This is a genomic window from Mesorhizobium subarcticum, from assembly GCF_055456085.1.
In genome coordinates, this window is the sequence record NZ_JBVBEG010000003.1 from 134982 (window position 1) to 158424 (window position 23443).

Sequence of the window (23443 nt, forward strand, 5' to 3'; positions counted from 1 at the left end):
GTGAGGCAACCTTGATCGCCATCGGTTCAGTGACCCGCAAGGTGCGCGCATGCGGACAATCGCGGTGTTCGCGCCGGATCGGAAACCTCCGGCAAAAATTTTGGACGTACTCGTGCAAATCTTGGCAAAAGCAGCTGATTTACACTTAGCGTGAATGTCGATCTACCGGGAACGAGTGGATCGGTAACGCCTACTTTTGCGAACAACCGGCCAGTGCGCTTCCGGCCAACATGAACCACCATTTTACTTAAGGGCGGGACGTACGCTTGGTGGCCGACCGCCCCGAAACCTGTCGATCGGTAACCGGCCCCCATTCGTCATCGCCGAAAGAGTGTATTCGCGCGTCATGCCTAGATCGGTCATCAAACTATTTCATGAATTTTCACCTCTGGCAGAACCTGCGCAGCAATCTCGCACAAGTGCCGATGGTGTGTCAGGTAAACCACCTGTCCGACCTGAGCCATCTGCCCGAATAGCCGGAATACTTCCTCGGAGCGCGGCTCGTCGAAGGTCTCCATGATGTCGTCTGCAATGAAGGGGACCGAGGGCCTAGCCGTCGCGAACTCCTCGTATCCAGCTAGGCGCAACGCCAGATACAGCTGGAACTGGGTACCCTTGGACATCTCGACCGCAAGCTTGGAGCCACCATGCCGTGACAAGCCGATCAGTGTTTCACGATCCTTATCGGGTCGCGTGGCAAGGCCGGTATATTCGTCGCGTGTGATCAGACGGAACGCTTCGGACGCCCGATTCATCATCGCGCTTCGGTGTTTGTCGCGATAGGCTCGAATGCCGTGCTCGGCGACCAAGCTTCCGCTTCTGAGGCGAAGATAGCTTAGCGCCAGATCCTCGATTTCCATGAGCAAAGTGCGTCGGCTCGCCTCAAGACGAGCGGCGGCATCATCGCCGCCAATGACGGTCAGGCGATCGGTTGCACGCGCCTTGTCGGCGAACAGGTTCTTCGCTCGGCCTTCGAGGTCTTCAAGACGCGTAAAAAGCTCGGCCTGCTCCCGCTGAAACTCGGCGAGGTCGGCATCAGCAAGACTGGCCATGGCAGACTCTAGCGATGGCAGCTGCATATCGCCAACGATCTGCCGTTCGAGCTTGCCCTGCTGCTCGACCAGCTCATCCCTTTTCCGGCAGCGTTCGAGAGCTTGCCGGACCTCCGCAAGCGCGCCAACCTGGAAGAAGTCGGTCAATTCCTTCTTGCGCGCTGCATGGACCGCGATCTCGCCGTCCACCCGCTCGCGTTCGGTCGCGAGATTAGCAAGGATCTTGTCCCGTTCCTGCCGCTTCGCTTCGATTTGTCTGGCTTCCTCGTGCCGCCGGATCAAGGCCCTGGCGGCGTCAAGGGGATTGCTGCCATCGAATGTGTCGCCGAGAGTGTCATGCAACTGGGCGATAGCTTTGACGAAGGAATTTCGGTTTGCCTCCATGGAGTCGATCCGATGCCGCAGATCATCCTTCTCCCTCAAAGCTTCGGGGAGGCTGGCGATCGCATCGAGAAGTTCCCGGACAGCGCCAACGCCGCCCTCCCGATCAGTGAACCAGGTGCTTGCGAGGGCGGCCGCCCAGTTTCTCTGCCACTCTTCGGATGTGGTGATGGCTTCGTCGAGTGTCGCCTTCCGTTGAACCGCGGCTGCTTCGAGATCAACGCGGCGCTTGTCCGCCTCCAGTCGTTTGGTCTGCAGCGCAGCATGGTCCGCGAGAATCGTGTCGGCCGCCTGCATCAGGACGGCCACACCCAGACCATCGACAACGATCCCGACATTGATCAGGGTCATCGCGAGCGAATCTCGTTCCGTCACGAGCGCAGTCCTAGCTTCTTCGACGTCAGTCAAGGCACGGCGCAGATCATCCCACGCAGTCAGCGCCGAAGTGCGGGTCTCAGCCCATTGGCCGATCCTTGTCAGCCATGACCTGACGGATGCATCGTCACCCAGATCGATTTCGGGCGGCGTTTCCGTCCTGATCTCCCGCCGCAGTGTCTGCAGTTCTTCATCGGTCTCCCGCAGCAACTGGCCTTGGCGGTCGATGCTCGCCCTGGTTACCGCCAGCCGTGCGGCCAGGGAACGTAGCTCCTCGAGTTCCTTGGCGCTGTTCAGACGCGCGGCCGCGGCTACATCCGTCACTCGCATTCGAGTCTCGAAGCGATCGGCCGTTTCCTGATCGAGGACCGACAGATGTCGCGCCCAGGCTTCGTCCCGTTCGAGAAGGGCGGCCTTCGCCTCATCATCATCCATGATTTCGATCGATTCGCGGAGTGCGGCCAGCCGTGCTGCATCTTCCTCTTGTTTCGTCGAGAGCTCTCGTTCACGCTCGATGATCTGCGAGCGACGCTTCTCTAAGTCGCCGGAAGCCCTCTTCCAGAATTCAACGCGATCGGTAGCGGGTGGCGACATGCGCCGGAGAGCGTCACCGTCACCAGACGATGGATGCAGCGCGCCGACAGCATCTTCAAAACCCTGGCGTTTGGTGGGAACGCTTCGTTCGGCAAGGCGGAGTTCAGCAACAAGATTGCCATCGCGCAAACGGCGCAGCACCGACTGAAGCTGTGCCACCTTGCCGGCATCGATCTGGGTACCCTGGCCATCTAGGGCCTGGCGGGCGCGCTGCTCTTTCTCAAGGGCCTGCCGGGCCGCCTCATACTCCTTTTCAGCCGATTGTCGTGCGACATCAACGCCGGACTTTTCGCTGATCAGGCCACGTAGCGTCCCGATCGTCGCAGCCGGTATGAGGAGCGACTTCGGATCGTCGACGCCTGTCTGACCCAGCGTGGCGAGGATGAGATCGACCTTCCGGCTCGACTTAGACAGCGCCTGCTTCCTTTTCGGCAAATCTTCTTGCGCGGTCGCATATCGTGCGGCTGCGTCTGTCAGCTGATCGAGGCGATCCGCCATTTCAAGCAAACGGTTCTCGACCACGAGCCCTTGGAGTTCCTCCCGGGCCTTCCGCTCACGCTGTTCAATGCCGGCGAGCTGGGTTTGAAGCCGCGTCTCTTCGACAATCAGGTCTGAAAGTGCGGACGCCCAGTCAGTTGGCGGATGCGGCAGGTCCACGTATTCGGAAAGCTGCTCGTCTCCCTGACGGTATTCGGCCGCCAGGGGGTGGGCACGCAGGACGCGCGCGATCTCGTCGTGCCGGGCCTTTGCTGTACCGATCTCCTTCATGGCAGCGTCATAGGCCGCTTCAGCCTGCTCGAGCGCTGCCATCAGCGTTCTGTAAGCCGACGCCTGGACGTCGATATCATCGCGCTGCGATTTGAGTTCCGCGATCTGGCGTTTCAGGCCCGCAATCTTCGTTGAGCTGGCGCGTTTCCGGAAGATGCCGTCGGCTTCGGCGATCGCAGTCTCAAGAATGGAACTGATGCCGGCAAGGCCAGCGCTTGCCGAGAACAGCAACTCTCCCAGATCGCCCTTGCTTTCCAGAATGGCGTTGCCGCCATCTTCCAGCGTCTGATCGTCGAGCGAAAACATCATGCGATAGGCGTCGCGCGTCAGCCCGGCGAGCGGGACGCTCAGGATCGCCTCGTTGACCGGCTGGCCATGCGCGTCTACCAGCGAGTTGCTGCGCTGCTTGAAGCGCTTGAATTCATATGCCTCCCCGTCGAACTCGAGGCAGGCGGCGATCTCCATCGCCTTGCCTTGATGCAGGAATCCGTAGCGCGAGCGCTCTTCTATGCCGAAGAGGAGATCGAGATAGCCAGAAAGGGCTGTCGATTTGCCTGCTTCGTTCAATCCGTAAACGATGTGCAGGTCAGGCGTTCTGGCGATGTGCTCGCCGAAATCGATCGAATAGTCAGTGAACTTGCCGTAGCGGGTGAGATCGAGCCGGCGCAGGCGCATCAACTGATCTCCGACGCTTGCGGCTTCAGCCGGGCCAGCATATCCTCGCTGCCTTCTGTCAGCAGCTGGTCGATCAGGACTTCGAACGCGGCTTCGTCATCGCCGCTGAAACCGCGCGCCTCCGGTGGCAAATCATCGCGCAGTTCCTTGACCAGATCACGCACGGCCTCGCGCACACCATGCTGGTGAATGATATCGCTGCGCATCAGCTCGCCGAGTTCCAGGACCGGGTCGGCGGTAGCGGTTCCGACCGGTGCGCTTACCGGCGCCTTGGTGGCGATCTCGATCTTCTCGATCCAGGTCTTGCCGAGGCTTTCAGCGCGCTGCTCGGTCTCTGCAAGCAGCAGATCGCGATCGCGGCGCAGCTGCCATGACAAAGGCGTCGCACCCGTCAATCGAAGGCGACCGACAAGGTTTGATGAGCGTGTCCGGTCACGAGCGACACCCATGCCTTGCTCGATGAGTTCAGCCGCCTCTCGCCACGTCACAGCGGAGGAAAGATCTACGGATATCCGTTCGAACTGGGCAACGCTGGTGGCACGTTCTTCTAATGTGAGGCTGCGATCATCGTTGACCGTGACGAGTGTGACGGTCTTCTCACCGGCTTCGTTTATGTCGCGGCCCTGCGGCATGCCCGGCATGATCACCATACGATCGCCCGCATGTTGGGCGCGGACATGAACATGTCCCAAGGCCCAGTAATCGAAGCCCCAGCCATGAAGGTCTGACGCCTTGCAAGGCGCATAGAGATCGTGGCCTGGCGCGCCGGCGAGACTCGTATGCATAATGCCGATATTGATCGCGTCCGGGGTAGGGCGGTGATATTTCTCGAGGAGGCTTTCCGGAGCCTGAGGTTTCGCAAAGCTCAGGCCATGAACAGATATAACCAGATCACCTCTCGCGAGACTAATTGCGTCAGCGCGACCGCCAAATCTCGTGACCGAAAGGGGCAGGATCAGCTCTTGCGTGATCCGCGACATGGCGTCGTGATTGCCGCGAATGATGAACGTCGCGATACTGGCTTCATAAAGCCGCTGCATCTGGCTTGCGAGAAACCGGGCGGTTTTCATCGACGTCTGGTCGCCGTCGTAGAGATCGCCCGCGATAATCAGCGCATCTACCTGCTCGTCGATACAGAGATCGACTATCGCGATCAGCGCCTGGCGCGTCGCATCGCCAATCAGCTCGGCAAGATCGCTGTTTCGCATCGCCAGAGACCGCAAAGGGGAATCTAGGTGGAGATCGGCCGTGTGAACAAATCGAAATGGCATGGTCGTCTCTTCAAAAAGGGCAGAACAGCCGAATTTCTTCGGCTGCTCGATTGAATAATAGTCCTATCGCCGCACTAAACTGCACACATAAATCCAGGCACGATGCCAGAATCCCGAGGGAGCCGTCGGCAATGCTGATGGAGCAGGCGGCGCGATCGCTGGCGTCTGCCCGTAGAAGCGCGCTTTGGCGGCGCGATCCCGACGGCGCTCGGCTTCGACCTGCTCGTCGCTCCAAGGATCGGCTTCAATCACCTTGCCGCGGTCGATCATATAATGTGACCGGCACTTCAGTGTCCAATTGCCGATCGACGGGCGCAGCGAGATGGTCTCGCCGTCGGACGTCATCTTCCGGTCCGTCGGCGTGAAGGGCGCCACCACCTCCTCGCCCCAACCGCAGCAACAGCTGTGGGTCGATGTCGCATATTCCATTGAGACATAAAGAATGCCTACCTCAAGGCGCTCCGGGATGTGCTCTACAAAACGATGCTCTAGCCGCTTGTGCCGTATCACCCGAGGTCTCCGTTGATCAGGATGTTGCCGTCGGTGGTGTAGGTGCAGTGGTGCTCGCCCTCGAGATCACGGTAGAAGCCGCGGATCTTTTTCCACTTCACCACCGCGAGGACCGCATTCAAGGCGTTCAGGTCCGCAGCCTGGATGTTGGACGCGTAGATATCTTTGGCGCCGCCGACGAAGGAAATGCGCTGGCGCGCATGATCCCGCTTCTCCGGCGTACTGACCGTCACCCGCAGGATACCGCCGAGCGACCCCTCGTCGAGTTCGAGGCCATGCCGACATCGACGAACGCGGCGCCGATCGCTTCGAGCTTCTCGACGATCAACCGCTTCGCTTCGCCGGCGTCGAGCGACAGGAAGGCGAAGGTGACGCCGTCGAGAAGGTCAGGTTGTCGGTCCCGAGCTCGACATCGTGCGCCACGATGTTGCGGTGCATCCGGCTGTAGATGCGCTTCAGATAGTGGACCTTCTTCGGCGCCTCGCGCAGCTCCTCCAGGGTCGGCGCGCCCGGTGCCCGAAGGCGTTGTGGGTCAGGAACTCGTCGCTGTCGAAGAGCCGAATCTCGCGGACCGGCGTCTTGGCGACGAAGTCCAGAATGTAGCCGCCAGTGCCGCCGCCGCCGATGATGGCGATCCGCTCGCTGATGAGCCGCTCGGTCAGGATGCCGATACCGACACGGTCGGAGGCGGTCTCGACATAGTTGAAAACGCTGTCCTCCGCCTCTTCCGGCTCGCGGAAGGTGCGGGGGTCATGCCGGGCTTCAACACCGCGGCCGGGCCCGCGATGATATTTGCGTAGCTCGTCATCTTGTGGTGGTAGTCCGTGTAGTTGACGCGCAGTTGCTCGATCATCGCGTCATGCGGGCGAGTGCAAACGAGCCAGGTGCAGCGGTCGCGAGATCGAAGTCCGGTCGATTGAAGAACATCCTGGCGTGCGCGACGCAATCCGCACCGAGCGCCGGATCAGCGATGGCGGCGGCGCTGACGTGGGCTGCGGCGCGCTGGTGCAGGTCATAATAGTGACGGGAAACGCGTTGGCCGCCCCCGCGCAGCTCGCCGATCCTGGCTCCCAGGACCGAGCTCGGCAGCAGAATGGCAGGTGCGCCGATCGCCTCCTGCGGCAGGAAACGACGCATGGGGATTTGCTGGTCCTCACGCGTATCGCGCGGATATAAAAGCCGTCATTTCGGGAGAATTGCATGATAATAAGACTCCGAGCAGGCGAATTCCTTTACCGTGCGGAAAACCGCCTCCGACTATGCGGCGGCGGTGGGATCTCTAAAAGACACGGGATTGGCTCAGGACCGGCAGACCTGCGCCAGGCCTCCACCGACGAAGACCTCACCGCAGGTCACGAAGCTGCTGTCCGAGGACGCCAGAAACGCGGCCGCCCGTCAGGGTTGGTCAAGGGCCGGTTCGGAAAGCAAGGCGGTTAGTTTATTCGACAATTCCGACGGTCAGGTCGGCCGTCTGATGTGCAGCGTCGTCGACATTGCCCCCCACGGAGGCGTTCAGCTGAATCCGTATGTCCACGCGGTAGAGGCCCGGTCCCCGCGTTGCGTAGTCCTGACCGCCGTCGCCGATCGGCGTTAGCGAGCCTACCACTTCGGTCCCTTTAGCATCCCGCAACGGCTCATTGTGCCAATCGAGGGCTTGAATGGTTGCGCCCGGAGGCATGTCATTCCAAGTCACGCGGAGCGGCGGCGACTTCTCTGCCCTGACAATGATAAAGACGGTACCCGCCAGATCTGCCGCGGCGGTCGCGCTGGTATCGTGGCCGGTCTTGCCGATCACATTGCCGAAGGCACATCCACCCGCCGTAACGTAGTGTCCACCGTGCGCGGCGATGTCGTAGGTCAGGCGCAGGTTGCCATGCGCTGCCGACTCAATCCGTGCGGTCGCTTTCGCGCCTGAGATCTTTCGCTCGAAATCAGCATCGCATTCACTCGACTCCGATCCGGTGGTGGCCAGATCGGCCGTCTTGTTGAGGGGCGCGCGCACGGTTTGCATGGCGCCGATATGGCCGCGGCCACCGCCTCCGCCGATGCTAACGGACGCGCTCCCGTCCGCGCTGTACAAAACCGTCTGGTCACACACCTGTTGGTTGGCGAATATGTCGGCAGGAAGCAGCCGAACCGCGACGACGCGCGGCGCGAGCGCCTTAAGCGTTGCGTTTGTCGTGGCTTGAATGTCCGAGCTGGCACCTAGAGCATTTTCCGTGAACGCCGAGTCAGATTTGGGATTCACGCGGTGGCGGAAGTCTGTTTCATTTTCCCTGTGATTCGCAGGGAGATGACGATGACACGCAGCTTGAGTGCGGACCTTCGCGGTCGGGTGATTTTGGCGATATCGGAGGGTGTTTCGACGCGAGAGGCAGCACGCCGGTTCCGGATCGGGATTGCTACGGCGGGGAACTGGTATCGCCGCTATCGCGAGACAGGCGAGATGGCGGCCCGCAAGCAGGGCCAACCGTCGTGCTCGAAGCTTGATCCTCACGAAGCCTTCATCCTCGGCCTGATCGAGGAGACGCCCGACATCACTCTGGCGGAGATTGCCGAGAGGCTGGCGGCCGGGCATGGCGTGCGCGTGGTTCCTTCGACGATCTGGATGTTTCTCGACAGGCGCTGCGTCACGTTTAAAAAAAGACGGCGCATGCCAGCGAACAACAGCGCCCCGACGTCAAGGCGCGCCGTCGCGCCTGGTTCGACGGCCAGCTCGATCTCGACCCCGAGAAGCTGATCTTCATTGATGAGACTGCCGCCTCCACCAAGATGGCGCGGCTGCGCGGGCGGGCCAAACGTGGCGAACGCTGCCGTGCGCCGGTTCCTCATGGTCATTGGAAGACCACGACCTTCACCGCTGGACTGCGGCTGAACGGCCTGACCGCACCGATGCTGCTCGACGGGCCGATGAACGGCGCCGCCTTCCTGGCCTATGCCGAACAGGTGCTCGCACCTGAACTTTCTCCCGGCGACATCGTCGTCATGGACAACCTGCCGGCTCACAAGATCACCGGCGTTCGCGAGGCCATCCAAAGGACCGGCGCACGGCTTCTGTTGCTGCCGCCCTATTCGCCCGACTTCAATCCGATCGAGATGGCGTTCTCGAAGCTCAAGGCCCTACTCAGAAAAGCAGCTGCCCGCTCCATCGATCAACTCTGGTCCGTCATCGCCAACTGCCTCGACGCCTTCAAACCGGCCGAATGCCGAAACTACTTCGAGGCAGCCGGATATGACCCGGTGTAAGTCGAATCTGCTCTAGCGAAGCCGTGAACGCCTCGGCCTTGCCTGCTGCATCAAGCGACAGGGCGGTGCCACTTTTATCGTAAAAGGTGTAGCTCAATCCTTTGGCCACAAGGGATGTCGCGACCACGCGGTATTGTTGCGATTGGATCCGGTCGACACACTCTTTGCGGATAGAGCAGCTCTTGAGTGCCTGGATCGCGAGGTTTTCGTCGAGTTGAGTCACCCATGCTTCGTCGACCGCAAGGTCGACTTTCTGAATGTCGGACCATTGGGGGCCTGCTTTGACGGTAGCCCCATACAACTGCGGAAGCTCAACATCGGCACCGACTTTCAGGCTACCGTTGGTTTCATACGAGAGCCTAGGAATGGATACGCCGGCGGGCGCCTTGCTGGCGTCAGCCAGCGCCTCCGCGCCCGGCACCAGACAACTCGACCCAGTGATGTCAGCCACCGGCAGGTCGAGTCGGTCATTCGCCGGCGTCTCGCTAGGGCGATAGCTGACGATTGAGCCAGGATGCACAAACGTGTCGGATGCCAGTGTGGCAACACAGTTCATCTTCTGTTGGTCGCGAATATATTCGCAAAGCCGATCAGCGACGATAGTGGGCGAGCGCGGCCAGAAGTAATACCCCGCGATGGCGGCGACGCCGACGGTCGCGACGGCGAGCAGTGCGTAGAGTGGAGTGCGTTTGGTCATGCGTCACGTACCTTCGCAGGCGCATCGTTGCTGTTGGATATTGACATGCATGGATCTGGGCCATTCCGATCCGTAGAAGACGAGCAGCCTCACGCGTTATCACCTGGACGGTATTCGCCTTCCTGAGCGATTGTAGAATTCTGCAACGCGGCGCACTGACAGACGAGACGACACGCCTAAAGATTGATTGTCACTTTCAGGCAGAGTTCGTCGGGACCGAGGCGTTGCGTCGTGTAGTGCGTTGACTCACTTTCTAGTTCGTTGACAAGCGTTTTTCGGGGCACCTCGCTCTTGTTGGCTTCAGATCCGTGCTTGCCGGACATCGTTGACATCAAGGATGTAAGACGATGGGCATCATGTTTGTCTGTTGAGCGGTGATCGAACAAATTCCACAGCGATTTGGGCGTGGCGTTGCGACTGCCGTGATGTCCTACCTTATACACGTCGATCGATTTGAGCATGTCCCGAACCTCATCCTGCGCCAAGGCGTACTGCCAATTCTCAAGCTGGGCGTCACCGGGAAACAAGAAGCTCTTGCCGCCCATCCTGAACAACAGGATGACGCTGGTGTTGTTGAGGGCATCGTCTAACATTGTAACGATGCGCAGCATCTGTTCGCTACGAAGCTTTTTGGAATGATTGACGAACCAGCGCGCGTTAACCGGAAAGCGGTATTTTTCCCGGCCAACCACATGTTTCGGAAAGAGCGGCTCGACCTTCTGGGGGCCAGTCGAATGTAACGTATCGCCCGCCGCGGCGAGCCGCAGCCAGAATTCATCCTTGTCCCAACTCGTCTGCGTCTTGACCGCTTTGTGCTGCTCGACGGTGGGAGGGCCTAGGACGTCGACCTCGACGCCCGGAAGTAGATCTTCAAGCCCGCTCGGCGCTCCTGCAAACACATACTTATTTTTGTTCTTGTCATTGGCCATCGTCATGAGATTCTTGACGGCACTGAGATTCTTGACGTTGTTCTCACCCAGGAACCCAAGCAGGGCTTTGACGTCGGGCTGCAGGGACCGGCTGCGCTTGACCTCAGCCCAAACTTGGGACGCCACCTGCTGCATCGCCCAAAGAGTCCTTGCCCGGTGCTCCGCGGCGGAAAGGTGGGTACCGCCAGGCGCAGCCAGCGGAGCCGTCGCCGTCTCTTCGAGATCCGGGTCCTCAGTCCAGGGCTGAATGACGAGATCAGGCTTGAGTTTGGCGATGATGTTTCCGGAGGCGCTGCCCGAAGCATTCGTTGCGAAACCGGAGATGTGGTCCTTGTGACGATGCGTAGCGACAACAGCTGTCAACTTACCGCCTGTCACGCTCTGGATGTCTTTGGCGATCGCTTTCATCCGGGTGCTTGGCACGCCCTCGGGCAGGCCGGTCGAACCGAAGTCGATCAGCACGTGGCGGCTTGTGCCATCATCGTAGTGGACGGTAAACAGGAAGCAGTCCCCGAACCCGACCTGATAGCTGCGGATGTCCACGCGAGCGGGCTTCATCGTGCGGCGCTCCCCGCCAGCGCCTTTGTCATATGCAGTTCGGCAAAACTTGACGATCCGTCGGCCGGACGCGAAAAGAAACCGCTGTTCCACAGATGGCCGATCCGCCCACTTTGACGTTTCACGTCCGTTGGGGAGTTCAGCAAGTGATTGGCAATATTGTATTTAAGCTGGCCATATTCGTCGAACACCAGTGTGCCGCCGCCGAAAAGCGTGACATTACGCCAAGGCTCCATGCCCTCGGGGATATCAACGCCGACATCCTGCAATTCCTCTGCTTGCAGGGTTAGCATCTGGACATATTCGGCGATTGTCTCGCGGAGCACAAATCCATCAGGCGCGATCCGCGTGCTCGGCCGTACGGACTGCACCTCGATGTATCCATCTTCCCCCAAGTCCAATGCGACGCGGTTTTCCCAGACGAAACGAAACATCTCCTCCTCGTCACGCAACATGGAGTCGAAATGCGTGCGGCTGTAGACCATATCCCGATCCGACCGCCGCCAGGTTCCGTCGTCATCAGCATTGTCTGATGGCCCGATCCCATAGTCCGCGAAGTTTCGCAGCAACGCTTCTCTGTATCCGTAGCGGTCGTCGGGTACGACCTCGCGGTCAACGGTCAGCAGCGCTGACAAATAGGCCGAAAAGCTAAGGTCGACCGGCGGACAGTAATCGATCGCTCGGATCGCCATCGTCAGCAGATGGTCGGCAGCCTTCGCGCCCTCTTCGACCACGAGGCTTCGATCTTTCTTGCCCCGAGAAATGGTCCCCACTTTCTGAAGCCTTGCAACCCAGATGTCGAGAAAGGAGCGGAGCATCGAGGCCACAAGGAGTTCACCCCGGCGATGTTCTTCCTGGAACGCCTCCGCACCTATGTGGTCGCGGCCGGGCACAAGCTTTACCGAGCGCCGGAGCGCCTCACCGCGAATTCCGGCGAGTTCCTGGCCCATCTCATCGGCCAATCCGAGCAGGGCCGAATCTACCAAGGCGTCAGGTGTCAGGAATTTCGCATCAATGAGCCGATCGCCAGGCTTGCCGTCGAGTACAGCACCGACAATATTCTTGAGCGAGAAAACAGAGAGCAGCGCGACGACATCGGCGAAGCCTTCGTGGAACGCCGCTTGATCGGGCGAGGAGGGCTCAAGAAAGCGCCGGCGCAATCCGTCAAGCAACGCGTGCGTTGTCTCGTGAGCGACGATGTCGTGCGCGAGGCTCGTATAAATCTTCTGCCCGGGCTTTTGGCCAGCGAGTGTCCCCTCGAAATAACCGAAAAACAGCCCGCGGTCTTCGCGCGAGTAGAATGCATTCGGTTCGGCGAAGGCGTGCGGTGCGACGTGCAATTGGTGGCCATTTGAACCCCAAGGAACACGTCGGCCCAGGGCCAGCTCGAACCGGGCAAGGATCCGCATCACGATGGCGTATGCATTCTGTGCGTGAAAACGAGGGTCTTCGAGAATTTCCTTGTCCGAAGCATTTGCGTAAGGGTCGGGATAGTCCTCCTCAAGCCCCGATCCCAACTTCAAAGGAGCATAGAGAGCGTTGGCGGTTACATCATAGTCGATCACCGTAACGCGGTAGCCGCTTGGTCCGGCGCTGAGTTCCTCGGCCGGCACCTCGATAGTCGCCCGCAATATTTTATTCTTGATTCGAACCGAAGGATCCTGAGCAATGATCGTCAGGCTCCGGTTGGTACGGAGGCCATGGCGTGTGCCGAGGACGTTCTTCACTTCAGGCCTCCGTCAAGACTGTCCAAAATCCTTGCCTGAGATCACGAACAATATCGTAAACTACAGGCCGGTGAAATGACCGATAAAAGTAAGCTATTTCACCAAGTCTTCCCGCGTTAGAGAGCGGCATCGGACCAGGAGGGTCAGTGATATTGCCGCCTGTTTGCATCGCTCAAATCCACCTCGCCTCGCGAAGATGCCATCGCTTGTGCTTAGCGGGGGTAGGCCAGTCGGCGAGTAGGGCTAAACCATCCCCTTGGACTGCAACGTTCGTCTCGATGACAGAAGCCCGGCGGAGGTCAGCTGGTACAATCTCGATCGTTACAGATGCGGGAGGGGAGATTGGATTCTCTGCAACTGCTTTCAGAATCTGCAGGGCTGAATGCTCATAAATCGCGAACGTGCCGAACCTCCCCCACCAACGGTCTAAACCGAACAGAAAGCGGTCAGTTTCGCCAACAACCCAGAAGTCTTGGATCACGTCAGCGGGTTCCAGGCCATCAGCTCCTGGCCCTGAAAGGATTCCTCTCAGTAGCGACGCGGCCTGGGTTGCTCCGCACAACTGGAAAACATTCTCATAATTCGCAAACGCCATGCGGCCGCTCGGCTGCGCCCGCTCACCATCGCCCCGGCGCCCGCGGCCGCCGCCGTCGCCGTCCCCGCCCCCGAACCGATAGGGCGGCAGCGACTGCTCCACTTCCACGTCCTCAGCTGTTTCATCGATAGCTGCGACTTGCATCTCCCCGCTCGCAGCTGAAGAGAGCGAAGATACCGGAACGACAGACTTAGAATGCACGTGAAATGGTTGGGGGCTAGCAATTGCAAGCGTGGATTCGCGCTCGCCGGGAATTGATCCGAACGCAAGGGCATAGCCGCTTGCCACGACAACGCCACCCCCTTCGGCACCGATAAAATTGCGGACTTGATCGTTGTATGCATCTTGGGCGAGCTTGATGATCGTTCGCCGCTTGGCTCGCTTTCTTGAAAGACTTCCCTTTGCTTCGACAACCACGACGCTTTGTTGTTGAAATCCGTGTTGCGCACCCGGATCATAGACGAAATCCGGTATCTTCTTCGTGGTCAACCTAACACGCTTGTCGAGGTTGAGCTTCAATTCCCGTGCGTTTGCCCGCCAAAAGAAGCCTAATTGCTCCATCACGAGGTCCGCGATGGCAGCCCCGACCTTGCCGGCCAAGGAGGTTCGCTCATCATCCGCGAGGCAGTCCATTTTTTCCGTAAAGGCAAACTCGGCATTGCTGTGATCGAGAAATATATCCATGTAGCTCGCCGCGTTGTGCCCAATAAAACCTATCAGGTGCTGCCGCTCTTCCTGTGTCAAAATCAATGGATCCGTGCTCATTGTCCGCGTACGGCCGACCGATAGCACCAGGTGTTCCCATTCGAAGCTCATTTGATCTGGCAGGAATAGCTCATTCCCGCCCCTGTCGAGCGTCTGCTGTACGAGAAAGGTGCTCAGATCGCTTATGATTTTGGCTGGCGGATCCCACACCATGCTGAGCGCCCCTTTCGCAGCTTCTTAAACCTATATGCCTTACAGGAGCCAAACCTCTCTGGCAGACGCTTGTCAGGCTCCGCCAATAATCGCCGTTGCTTCGGCAACGGTCTCTTTCAAAGCAATCATGTTTCGAGCTGGGACGCGATTGTTCCAGTGATTTTGATCGACAACCGCTACGCTGTTTCCGCGGTAGACAGGCTTGCCATTTGCCACCGGACTGACCTGCACAGCTGAGATTCCGCCAGCATTCAATGCAACAGGAGACCCTGTCGGAAGATGCAGCATTGCAAGACGAATATGAGCTGAAAAAAGCGCACATACGTCGGCAAACTTGCCGCGGACGAAGACACCATTTGTCGCATAGTCCACAAAGACCGTTGCCCGCGGCTCCTCCTGAAGAAGTGCGGAACGTATCTTGATAACCCGAGATGGATCGATGGAGACTTGATTACCCGTGTGATCAACCAAATCGACAAACATTTTCCCCTCCCAAATACTATCACATATTGCCTACGTTCAGTTGCTAACGCAATCGGTCTTCTCATAGACATCTATCCGATGGCGGCGAGTGTTTGACATCGCGCTTCCGGGGTCGGGGAGGCACCTATCTCACAAGGGATGACGAAGTTCCTTCTCGTGTCAGACCCATTTGGGCCTAAGCGACACCGCAGGCCCCGGACGCCCAAAACTGCTTTGACCCGTAGCCGTGAGACGAACGTTCACCTCGCGGCTCAATACCACTGTCACGCACGATCAAGCAGCTGTAAACGATCCCGACCCCAAATAGCGTGCGCACATATTGTCTCTCTCTTGCGAAATACGTGGTTGGCAGGCATCATCGTAGCGCGCGCTACTTGATCGAGACTTTAATCGTAAGGCTGCGAGACCTCGCTCCTGCGGTACCCGCGGGAACAGATTGCGGAAATTCGGTTGCTAAATTGCTGAGTTTTCTAAGGCCTCGTCCGTAGCGCTAGCCGAACGCGTTTGCACGAACAGGGAAAACACTCGTGAACGTCGAGATCCGCTTTGCCAGCTACGACGCCCAGGGCCGGACATTCGTTACGTGGCGACCGGTCGAGGTGCAGCTCAAGCTGGTCGCCCCGCCGACTGGTGTGGCCTCCGTCGACGTTAAGGTAGCTGCCAAGACGCTTGCGTCAGGCGGGCGCCTGGCTTTTTCGACCGTGCTCACCGATCAGGGCTCGCCGACTATCGACGTGACGCTGCCTGCGGACGGGCAGGAGGTACCGATTTGGGTCGGCGGTGAGTTTCCCGGCGCCAGCATTCGATATGGCGACGTGTCTCTAGAGGTTCGCGACAAGACCTCCAATCAGGTTCTAGGGATGCAGGCGCTGATGGTCCGCGCACGCAAAGACGCCGACAGCCTGACAAGCGCCGAGCGCGACCGATTCCTCGCCGCACTCGCTACCCTCAACGGCGCCGGAACGGGCATCTATAGCAACTTCCGAGATATGCATGTCGGCGGTCCACCCGATATTGAGGCGCATGGCGGACCCGGCTTCCTGTCGTGGCATCGCGCATACCTGCTCGACTTCGAACGCGAATTACAGGCGATCGATCCAGAGGTAACGCTTCCCTATTGGCGCTTCGACCGCGCCGCACCCAAGGTTTTCAACCGCGCCTTCATGGGCGTTCCCAATGCGCTAAACCAAGTCGAGTTCGCTGCCGGGAACCCGTTGACCGGCTGGGTAGCGTTTGGCGCGCCCGGCATCGAGCGAGGACGTGGGGTCGGGCCCACCACCGAACCTTCCGTTCGGAGCGAGGCCCAGACACTCGCGATGGGCGGCGCGCCAAATCCAACCTTCGGCAACTTCAGGGGCATGCAGGGCAATCCTCACGGAAGCGCCCATATGAGCCACGTCACTGGCTGGATCACCAATCCGACCCGAGCGCCGCGCGACCCACTCTTCTTTCTGCTTCACTGCAACGTCGACCGTCTTTGGGCCAAGTGGCAGTGGGCGACTAAGATCCACGACCCGGCCGACCCAGATTCCTTCGTGGCGGGCGCTTTTCTTCCCGGCCATAACCTTCCCGACGCGCTTTGGCCATGGTGTGGACCGTTGACCGCGCCTCGCCCAATCACGGCGCCCGGCGGAGGCCTCGCATTTTCACCGATGACACCCGCGCCGGCGACGAGCCCGTCGGTACGCGATATGATCGACTATCTTGGAACGGTAACGGCAACACATCACGCCTTTGTCTATGATGACGTTCCGTTTCAAATGTAGGCCAAGGAAGCAGACGATGGACATCGAAGCGCATCGCAAGAGATACCTGTCCCAGATCGAAGGCGCGGCGAAAGAAGCATCTGCCGCGACGCCTGAGGCGCTCGCCACGTATGCCGCGTCCGCGGATCACGATGCGCAAAGGATGTGCGATATGATCAGGACCCTTCCGCTGGACGATCATTCCTATCAGGCGAGCGTTCGTGCGTTGCTCGACATCTTGGCGAACGATTCGCTCGACACGGAACCACGGCTCGCCGCGCTCGCCCAGCTTGGGGCCGCCGAGTTCCAACCGGTTGAGTTTGCGAAAGTCCACGCCGAGTTCATAGAGCTTCTGCGTCGGCTTTCGCTGTCCCCCGACAAGAAGATCCGCACCGCAGCGCTTGAGCGTCTGACTCTGACAAATGATGTCGAAGCGCAAAAGCTGTTGCGGGAAGGCTTGGAAAAGACGCGAAAGCCACTCGTCCCAGCTGCAAAAGCGATCCAGCTTTTGGCGCGCGACGACCATGGCGGCGCGACGCCTCTGTTTCGCCGCCTTGCAGCCGATGGGAGCGGTCAGGTCCGGGAGCAGGCACTTCGAGCACTTGCGTCCGATACAAAGTCGGTGCCGATGTTTGAGTCCATCGCGGCAGACAAGAAAGAGAAAACCCAACTTCGGCAGATCGCGGCTGCAAACCTCAAAAATACGTCCACCACGCGCTTTGCAAAGCTCGCAAGCAACCTGGCGCTTGATGACAACGAAGACGACAAGTTGCGCGCCATAGCGGTCGCCGCAATCACGCACACCAGCGAGGTGGCCGCCAAATTGAAGTCGCCGGCATTCACAAATTCTCTGTTGGCGCTCGGCTCATCGACGAAGTCGCGCTCCCTCAAAGCTTCCATAAATCGGTTCTCAAAAACTCGCGAAACCAAAAAGGTTTAGGGGCGCCCCACATGCGGCAAAGCGCCGACGACCTGATCGAACGGGTATGGGCCGTCCCGGCGAACCGCGGGGGAGACCGGCAGCTGGTCGACTTGCTGCGACAGGACGCGCCACACTTCAGGGGCCTCTCCGCCGCGGATGCCGAAAAGGTGCGGGCACACATTCTGGCGTCATTCGAGCACCGCAGTCTTCCCGCTGAAGCCATCGACGCCGTGAAGGAAGAACTCCGGACGAGCCTCAGTCCAATCATTCTTGCCGGAGCCGCGCGTGCGTTGCGCGGCCTACCTAGCATCGATCCCGAGTGCCGAGGCCTACTTGTCGCCGCATCTGCGCGCATGGAGCTTCGAGACGAAGTCGTTCGGCTCGAAGCAGGGGAGAATGTGCAGATCCGGGCACCGCGAACTGCCCGCAGCGAGATTGCATCGACGCTTGCCTTCTATGCGGAAGCAGTCGTTGATTGCTGCGGGGGAGCCGCTACGCCATCCCGCGTTGTTGGGTCACCTCAACCGATCTCGTTGTGCCCGAACACGCTGACCCGGGCGGTGGTCGAGGATCAGTCGGAGGGACGCACACCGCTGCTTGAGTTCTTACGGGACAGGGTCAGCCTGGTCGCGTTTTTTTACACGCGATGCATGAATCCGGCCAAATGTTCGCTGACGATCTCCCAGCTCGCCAATGTCGCCCGTGTGGCGTCGACGCACGCCTGTGGACCGAGCCTGAATTTCTTCGGCATTAGCTATGATCCGGATTTCGATTCACCCTCGAGATTGTACGTTTTCGGACGCGATCGCGGCTTTTCCTTCGGCGATGCCTCCAGGCTCACGCGCTGCGTCGCAGGTTGGGCCGCCATCCGTCGCATGTTTGACCTGCGGGTAGGATACAATGAGGCAACGGTGAATGCCCATGCGCGCGAGGTGTTCCTTGTGTCCCGCAATCTACAGGCAATGCGCATCGACTGCGAGCGCCTGTCGGATCCGGCCCTTTTGCTGGACGAAATCAGTGTCGAATACTCGTAATCACTGCAGACGCGTTATCGTCGTTCCGGTGTCCAAAACCCACGTATCCTCCAATCCGCTAGACATCGATAACCACTTTCTCTCCCTCATGAGCTGGGAAGACGCAATCATATCGATATTTTGCCTTGAGCTTGGGGTCGTTCCAAGGGGTTGTCCTGTCGCTTGCATAGTTGAAGTAAAGCGTCTTCGGGCGCGGCTGCCCGAATTTGAGGATACGGCTGATCGCTTCCGGATCAGGGTGGCCAAACACCGCGCCGCTGGTTGATATCGCGAAACGATCGCAGTCGATTCTCTCGACCACCTCGCGGGTCAGATTGGCTCGGCTGCCATGGTGGGGAACCTTGACGAGGTCGATCTTGTAGGTGCCGGCATCTCCTGCCAGCGCAGCGAGGTTGGCAAGCACGATGTCGGGATGCGCGTCCGCCCCGAGCAACACCCGCCGACCGCCATACTCGGCGATCATGGCAATGCTCGAACCGTTGGGCGCGGTCTTGTCGATCAAACTCGGTTTGCTCAGTGTATCAACGTTGAGCTTGGCCGGCATTGCGCGCTTGCCGAACGCTTGAAGTCCGGGACGGCCGGCTATCGCTTGAGGCGGCGCCGCGGGCTTGAGCGCGTTCTGCCAGTCGCTGCGCAGCTTGTCGAGCTTGGCGCGATTTGGCGAGATAAGTGTCAGTTTAAGGTCCGCGAAGTCCAACGGCTCCGACACCGCCTCGGTATAGATCGCATTGCCCGAAAATGTTGTGTTGAGCGGCCATCCCTTTGCAGCAAGCGCCTTGCTGTAAGCGTCGGCGGCGTTGAACCCGAACGGCGTGAGTTTGTTGCCCTTGGCCATGGCCTTCAACTGATCAAATCCGTTGTACCAGACGGCCGCCGGCGTCAGTGGCAGATGTGGATCCTCGGCTAATTCCAGGAGGCCGTCGATATGATCGGCGTCGATATGACTTAGAAGCAGCAGCTCGACCGTCTCGCCCCGTCCGGCGATTGTCGCAAGCTCGGTCTTTAGCCGTGGCCATGTGGCCTTCCGGCCCCCATCGATGACGACATGACGCAGACTGTCGACCGTTGGGCCGTAACTGAGGATCAGGCAGTCCCCCTCGCTGGCAGGCAGCATCGTAAGGCGAAAAACACTCACGAGGCGCGCGCCTTCGCCGGGGCATAGCGCAAAACGGTGAAAGCCTGGCTTGCGTCGACCCGACCGGCCAACATGCCGGCTTCCCTGGCGAGCGCTTTGAGATCGGCGTGATCAGCTGAAAGCAGGATCGACATTTCGCGCAGCAGCAGCACCCCGGCACTGAAATAGGGCGTTCCGGCGGCGAACGCCCGCCGCAACGCGTCGGCGGCACGCGCATTGTCGCTTGGTCCTGTTGGTCTTAGGACCAGCCGGCGGGCGTGGACAATTGCGGCGTCCGGAATGGTGGGAAAGCGCGTCATGCAGTTGCCCAGCCAGGCGTCCCAACGCTCGTGCTCGTTTGGGGCATAGACCGCGAGCCCGACATAGGCTGCCGCGCACGCGGCCAGCGGATTGCGCAGCTTGTCCCCGATCGTCTCCTCGATCAGGTTCTCGCGTTCGAGTTCGGCGAGTAGCGGACGCGCCGCGATGGCTTGGCCACGATCGAGAAAAGCGAGAAGTCCCGCAAGTCGTCGATCTTTGACCGCGACCGTGGTCGCTGTGCCGGCCGTTCGAGCAGGGTCGACCAGCACCTCCGCCGGGCTGAAGTCACCGCTGTCGGTGCAGAACCATGGTAGCGGCAGACTGGCGATTTCGAATCCGCCGTTGGGCAATTCTATCCGCGCCCACTGGCGGTTCGCCGGTTCGGGAGGGGCCTCCTGCAGGTGCGGGACACGCCATAAAGCCGTGTCGCCGTGCTGACTTTTAGGTTCCAGCAATGCCCAATCCGGCATTGCACCGGCAACCTGATCAAGAGGCCCGATACCCTGCATAAGCCGGGCGCGCTGCGGAGGGGTTGGCTCACCGATCGACGAGCCATTGTCGGGCTGTATTATGTATTTGAGGTGGTCATGTCGCGGATCTGTCGCCGCCATGTCGCTAACCCTTCGCAGCGCCGCAGAGTAATCGTCGCTGCTGGTGTTGCCCGACGCCACCGCTGCATTGGCGAGAATCTCGCCGTCCGACCGGTTGATCGATTCCTGCAGGCTGAATCCGGCCCCGGGTGCAAAATCATCTGCGAACCGGCATAGCTCGTTCGAATCCTTGTCGATCGTCACATTTCGCTGAATGATACGTCCTGACGGCAAGGTCAGTTGGACGTTGTAAAGTCCCTCAGGCAACAATTGCTGGACACTCTGCCCAGCCCGAACAACCATCTCGTGGTTGATGAGCCCGCTGCTCTCGGCCGGGAAGCCAACGATGCGTGCGACGACGGCCCGGCTGTCGTCGCTCCCTTCGGCGCCGCCAAAGCTGATCGTGATCCCGCTGGGACTCACCATCATGGCCGTTTGCTCACTGATAGATCGCAGGAAAGTTCAGGCGGGTATGCGATGATCTTTTTGGCGCAATCTTGATACAGCGAGTCCGGCGCGAAGAACATTCCGACATCGTAGGTCACATTATCCGGATCTTGTGTCGGATTGACCACACGCAATGCGCAATTCTTGACGTCGGCGCTCCCTGCCGCGGCGGGATCATGGACAACGACTTCCTCAAAATTGTCCCGGCGAGCTTTGATGCTGACCTTTTCCTTCCAGATCGCCGGCTCGGCACTGCCGACATAGACGTCAACCGCGATCGGGCCCGGTTTTGATATGGGGAAGTCTTGCAACTGAGCCGCTGGCCACTGGACCACACCCTCGGCAGAACTCGCGCGCCGCAGATAGGTGCTGAGCACGGTGTGAAGCCGGCTGGTCGTTACCCACCATTGGGCGGTTACTTCGGCGGCGCCTCCGCTCAGAGCCTTAAGCAGCGCCACGGTGAACAGGCTCGGTCCATCTTCGCGTCCCCACGCCTGTGTGTAGAGCGATGTCGCGAAGTGGACGCTCTGCATAGCGGGCGCCCCGTCGCGCGAACCCAAGCTTAGCACGTCCAGGAGCGCATTGCCCGGCGTGGCCTGGCCGAGTTGCGAACTATCAAAATCGGGCGTGCGGCACGCATCGACGAGCAAAAGCTGGGTGTCAGGCTGGTTGGTTGAAAGCGCTATGCGGAACTGCTCGAAATCGATCGCGCCCTGGAATCGACTTTGGGGGTTTTTGCCATAGTCCCGGCACAGAAGCACCGGGTTTCCAGACTGCAGGCCATGTCCGCAAAACCCGAATACCAATGCATTGTCGCGTCGGCCGGACGCACGCTCGATCCAGGCGGCGACCGCGTCCTGCACGTCACTGATCGTGCCTCGGGGCACTTTTCTGTCGCCGGTACGCTCGTGCGTGAACTGGGCAACTTTCTTCTCGGACAGCAGCAGCGACAAGCTGGCAAGCGGCTTCTCAGGATTGTCGAATGAATCGAGAAACCAGTTTGCCACTTGACGCATGGACACTGGCGGCGCGGCCAGTTGCCCCATCCCCATGGCATTTTCCTCGTTCTTTGCCGAAACGTAACTGCTGCCGCCTTCGAGCCACGGATAGTCGCCGATACCGATCAAAAGGACATGCGTGCCAGACCGGTTGGCAGTGTCGTGAAAGACCAGTGAGCGATCGTTCATGCCGACAGCCCGATCGTCTGGGCTACTACACCGGCGTCGCTCGGGTTGCCCATCAGCCGACTGCCGTCGCTGAGTAGGGAAAGCCGGCGGGAGCCGCGACATCGGTGGGCCAATAGCGACGAATGCCCGCATCGGCGACCGCATAGCCCCAGTTGATCAGACGCTCCTGCATGGTCTCGTCCATCCGGCGCAGCCGTGTGGGAACGGCCGCGAGCAACTCAGTCTTGGCTCGCGGACAAGGAAGCGCGTCGGCGAGGCTGTAGTCCGCGATGTCGGTACGCGCGCTCCAAAAGGCGCCAAGACGCTCCTTTCGCTTGAGGGATCCAACCACCTGGATCATGCGCAGGTTGCGCACCTGCTGGTCGATGACCTCCAGCACGCGCATCGACTGGCGCGCCCAGTCTCCCGGCGGCCTGGGATCATCGGAGATATGTCCGCCACCATCCGACACGAGCACGGTCTTGCACCGTCCCCATACCTGTTGAAGCCCGAGATTGTCGTACACCCCACCGTCTGACAGGGTTATTTCACCGCGAAACGCGTCGTCTGCAAGTTCGTCACCTGTGGGCGGGTCGAAGTCGCTTGGGTCAACCTCAAGGATAAATGGCGACAGCACCGGCGGAAAGGCAGACGAGGCTGCCACCGCATCGGCGATCCGGACCGTGGGCGCAGCGATACGCCCGACGCGCCAGTCGCGGATCTCGCGGCGCGAGAAACGGAACAGCGAACCGGTCTCGAGATTGGTGGCGTTGATGATGAAGCGTGGCTCCTCAGGCAAATCCTGGAGCGTCTTGTCGCCAAACAGATGCTTGGCATAGGACTGCGCCACATAGTGCCCGATGCTTCCGGGCAGGAGCAGCCCAGTGATGATCGAACGTTCGTCAATCGTGACGCGCGCCAGCCCACGCACTGGATCGACCACGTCCTGCCTGAACGCGGCGATTCCGCCCGCCTCCAATCCATTCCAGGCAAGCGCAAGGACCGCAGCCGTGATCGAGCCGCCAGATACGCTTGAAACCCGCGTAAGCTCAAATAACTTACCGGAGTCCATCAGACGCCAAAGCGCGCCGACGTGGAATAGCATCGCCCGATAGCCGCCACCCGAAAGGCAAAGGCCAACGCCATCTGTGGGTAGATGGTCCGGGAAAACGGGATCGTTGAGCGGCGTCCCAGCTTGATCAGCCATTCGTTCTACCCAATCAGCGTACGATCACTTGCGTGCTTCAAGTAGCGTAGCGAGTTTTGTTCAGGACCGATCCGGCAGTGGCATCATTTACAAACCAAGCGTATCACAATCGAGCAAC

At 59.8% G+C, this 23443-nt stretch carries 17 protein-coding genes and 3 pseudogenes; 4 read left to right on the top strand and 16 right to left on the bottom strand.

Features of this window, described 5'->3' with window-relative positions; all coding sequences use genetic code 11:
- Positions 1-362 precede the first annotated feature (362 nt).
- The 7 genes and pseudogenes from ACZYHG_RS36995 to ACZYHG_RS37025 form a co-directional block, all read right to left on the bottom strand.
- A complete protein-coding gene (locus ACZYHG_RS36995; RefSeq protein WP_464615534.1) occupies positions 363-3845 on the bottom strand; it encodes an AAA family ATPase in 3483 nt (1160 codons plus the stop codon).
- Entirely contained in the window at positions 3845-5116 is a 1272-nt protein-coding gene (locus ACZYHG_RS37000; RefSeq protein WP_464615394.1) for a metallophosphoesterase family protein, read from the bottom strand. Before ACZYHG_RS37000 ends, ACZYHG_RS36995 begins: the two co-directional genes overlap by 1 nt.
- A gap of 63 nt (positions 5117-5179) precedes the next feature.
- The gene (locus ACZYHG_RS37005) at positions 5180-5626 is read right to left on the bottom strand and encodes a ubiquitination-like system serine protease family protein (protein WP_464615395.1); all 447 of its coding nucleotides are present in this window, start codon (positions 5624-5626) and stop codon (positions 5180-5182) included.
- Positions 5623-6455, bottom strand: a pseudogene (locus ACZYHG_RS37010) (ThiF family adenylyltransferase); the annotation flags it as partial. The pseudogene ACZYHG_RS37010 and the gene ACZYHG_RS37005, both read right to left, overlap by 4 nt.
- Positions 6453-6685 (bottom strand): annotated as a pseudogene (locus ACZYHG_RS37015) (nucleotidyl transferase AbiEii/AbiGii toxin family protein); the annotation flags it as partial. The pseudogenes ACZYHG_RS37010 and ACZYHG_RS37015, both read right to left, overlap by 3 nt.
- A 240-nt stretch (positions 6686-6925) precedes the next feature.
- Positions 6926-7018 (bottom strand): annotated as a pseudogene (locus tag ACZYHG_RS37020) (oxidoreductase); the annotation flags it as partial.
- 46 nt (positions 7019-7064) lie between these two features.
- Complete coding sequence (locus ACZYHG_RS37025) at positions 7065-7874, bottom strand: hypothetical protein (protein ID WP_464615396.1); 810 nt, start codon at positions 7872-7874, stop codon at positions 7065-7067.
- 51 nt (positions 7875-7925) lie between these two features.
- Between ACZYHG_RS37025 and ACZYHG_RS37030 the strand changes: the two genes are divergently transcribed.
- Positions 7926-8872, top strand: a protein-coding gene (locus ACZYHG_RS37030; protein ID WP_464615096.1) for an IS630 family transposase whose coding sequence is annotated in 2 segments (ribosomal slippage) — positions 7926-8274 and positions 8274-8872 — 948 coding nt in all. Because the reading frame shifts where the segments join, the coding sequence is not laid out codon by codon here.
- Here ACZYHG_RS37030 and ACZYHG_RS37035 read toward each other — a convergent pair.
- The 5 genes from ACZYHG_RS37035 to ACZYHG_RS37055 all read right to left on the bottom strand — a co-directional run bounded on the left by ACZYHG_RS37035 (position 8817) and on the right by ACZYHG_RS37055 (position 14779).
- On the bottom strand, positions 8817-9569 hold the full coding sequence (locus ACZYHG_RS37035; protein WP_464615397.1) for a hypothetical protein: 753 nt from the start codon (positions 9567-9569) through the stop codon (positions 8817-8819). The two genes, ACZYHG_RS37030 and ACZYHG_RS37035, sit on opposite strands and share 56 nt — an antisense overlap.
- Positions 9570-9745: 176 nt before the next feature.
- Positions 9746-11056, bottom strand: coding sequence for a hypothetical protein (locus tag ACZYHG_RS37040; protein WP_464615398.1), 1311 nt, complete (start codon positions 11054-11056; stop codon positions 9746-9748).
- Positions 11053-12783 (bottom strand): hypothetical protein, encoded by a 1731-nt coding sequence (locus ACZYHG_RS37045; RefSeq protein WP_464615399.1) that lies wholly within the window; start codon positions 12781-12783, stop codon positions 11053-11055. Before ACZYHG_RS37045 ends, ACZYHG_RS37040 begins: the two co-directional genes overlap by 4 nt.
- Before the next feature lie 172 nt (positions 12784-12955).
- Positions 12956-14296 carry a hypothetical protein gene (locus ACZYHG_RS37050; protein ID WP_464615400.1) on the bottom strand — a complete coding sequence of 447 codons (1341 nt, stop codon included), beginning with the start codon at positions 14294-14296 and terminating at the stop codon, positions 12956-12958.
- A gap of 72 nt (positions 14297-14368) precedes the next feature.
- Entirely contained in the window at positions 14369-14779 is a 411-nt protein-coding gene (locus tag ACZYHG_RS37055) for a hypothetical protein (RefSeq protein WP_464615401.1), read from the bottom strand.
- A 527-nt stretch (positions 14780-15306) separates the two neighbouring features.
- Here ACZYHG_RS37055 and ACZYHG_RS37060 point away from each other — a divergent pair.
- From ACZYHG_RS37060 to ACZYHG_RS37070, 3 genes are read left to right on the top strand one after another with little or no spacing between them, the layout of a single operon-like run.
- A complete protein-coding gene (locus tag ACZYHG_RS37060) occupies positions 15307-16545 on the top strand; it encodes a tyrosinase family protein (protein WP_464615402.1) in 1239 nt (412 codons plus the stop codon).
- Positions 16546-16561: 16 nt separating this feature from the next.
- Positions 16562-17464 carry a hypothetical protein gene (locus tag ACZYHG_RS37065; protein ID WP_464615403.1) on the top strand — a complete coding sequence of 301 codons (903 nt, stop codon included), beginning with the start codon at positions 16562-16564 and terminating at the stop codon, positions 17462-17464.
- Positions 17465-17475: 11 nt separating this feature from the next.
- Positions 17476-18480 carry an SCO family protein gene (locus ACZYHG_RS37070; protein WP_464615404.1) on the top strand — a complete coding sequence of 335 codons (1005 nt, stop codon included), beginning with the start codon at positions 17476-17478 and terminating at the stop codon, positions 18478-18480.
- Between the two features lie 58 nt (positions 18481-18538).
- On the opposite strand, the gene ACZYHG_RS37075 is transcribed toward ACZYHG_RS37070, so the two are convergent.
- The 4 genes from ACZYHG_RS37075 to ACZYHG_RS37090 are packed head-to-tail and all read right to left on the bottom strand — an operon-like array spanning position 18539 to position 23325.
- On the bottom strand, positions 18539-19615 hold the full coding sequence (locus ACZYHG_RS37075; RefSeq protein ID WP_464615405.1) for a ComEC/Rec2 family competence protein: 1077 nt from the start codon (positions 19613-19615) through the stop codon (positions 18539-18541).
- The gene (locus tag ACZYHG_RS37080; protein ID WP_464615406.1) at positions 19612-20934 is read right to left on the bottom strand and encodes a hypothetical protein; all 1323 of its coding nucleotides are present in this window, start codon (positions 20932-20934) and stop codon (positions 19612-19614) included. The genes ACZYHG_RS37075 and ACZYHG_RS37080 overlap by 4 nt, the downstream gene beginning before the upstream one ends.
- A complete protein-coding gene (locus ACZYHG_RS37085) occupies positions 20931-22139 on the bottom strand; it encodes a caspase family protein (protein WP_464615407.1) in 1209 nt (402 codons plus the stop codon). The genes ACZYHG_RS37080 and ACZYHG_RS37085 overlap by 4 nt, the downstream gene beginning before the upstream one ends.
- Before the next feature lie 52 nt (positions 22140-22191).
- On the bottom strand, positions 22192-23325 hold the full coding sequence (locus tag ACZYHG_RS37090; protein ID WP_464615408.1) for a patatin-like phospholipase family protein: 1134 nt from the start codon (positions 23323-23325) through the stop codon (positions 22192-22194).
- Between the last annotated feature and the right edge of the window lie 118 nt (positions 23326-23443).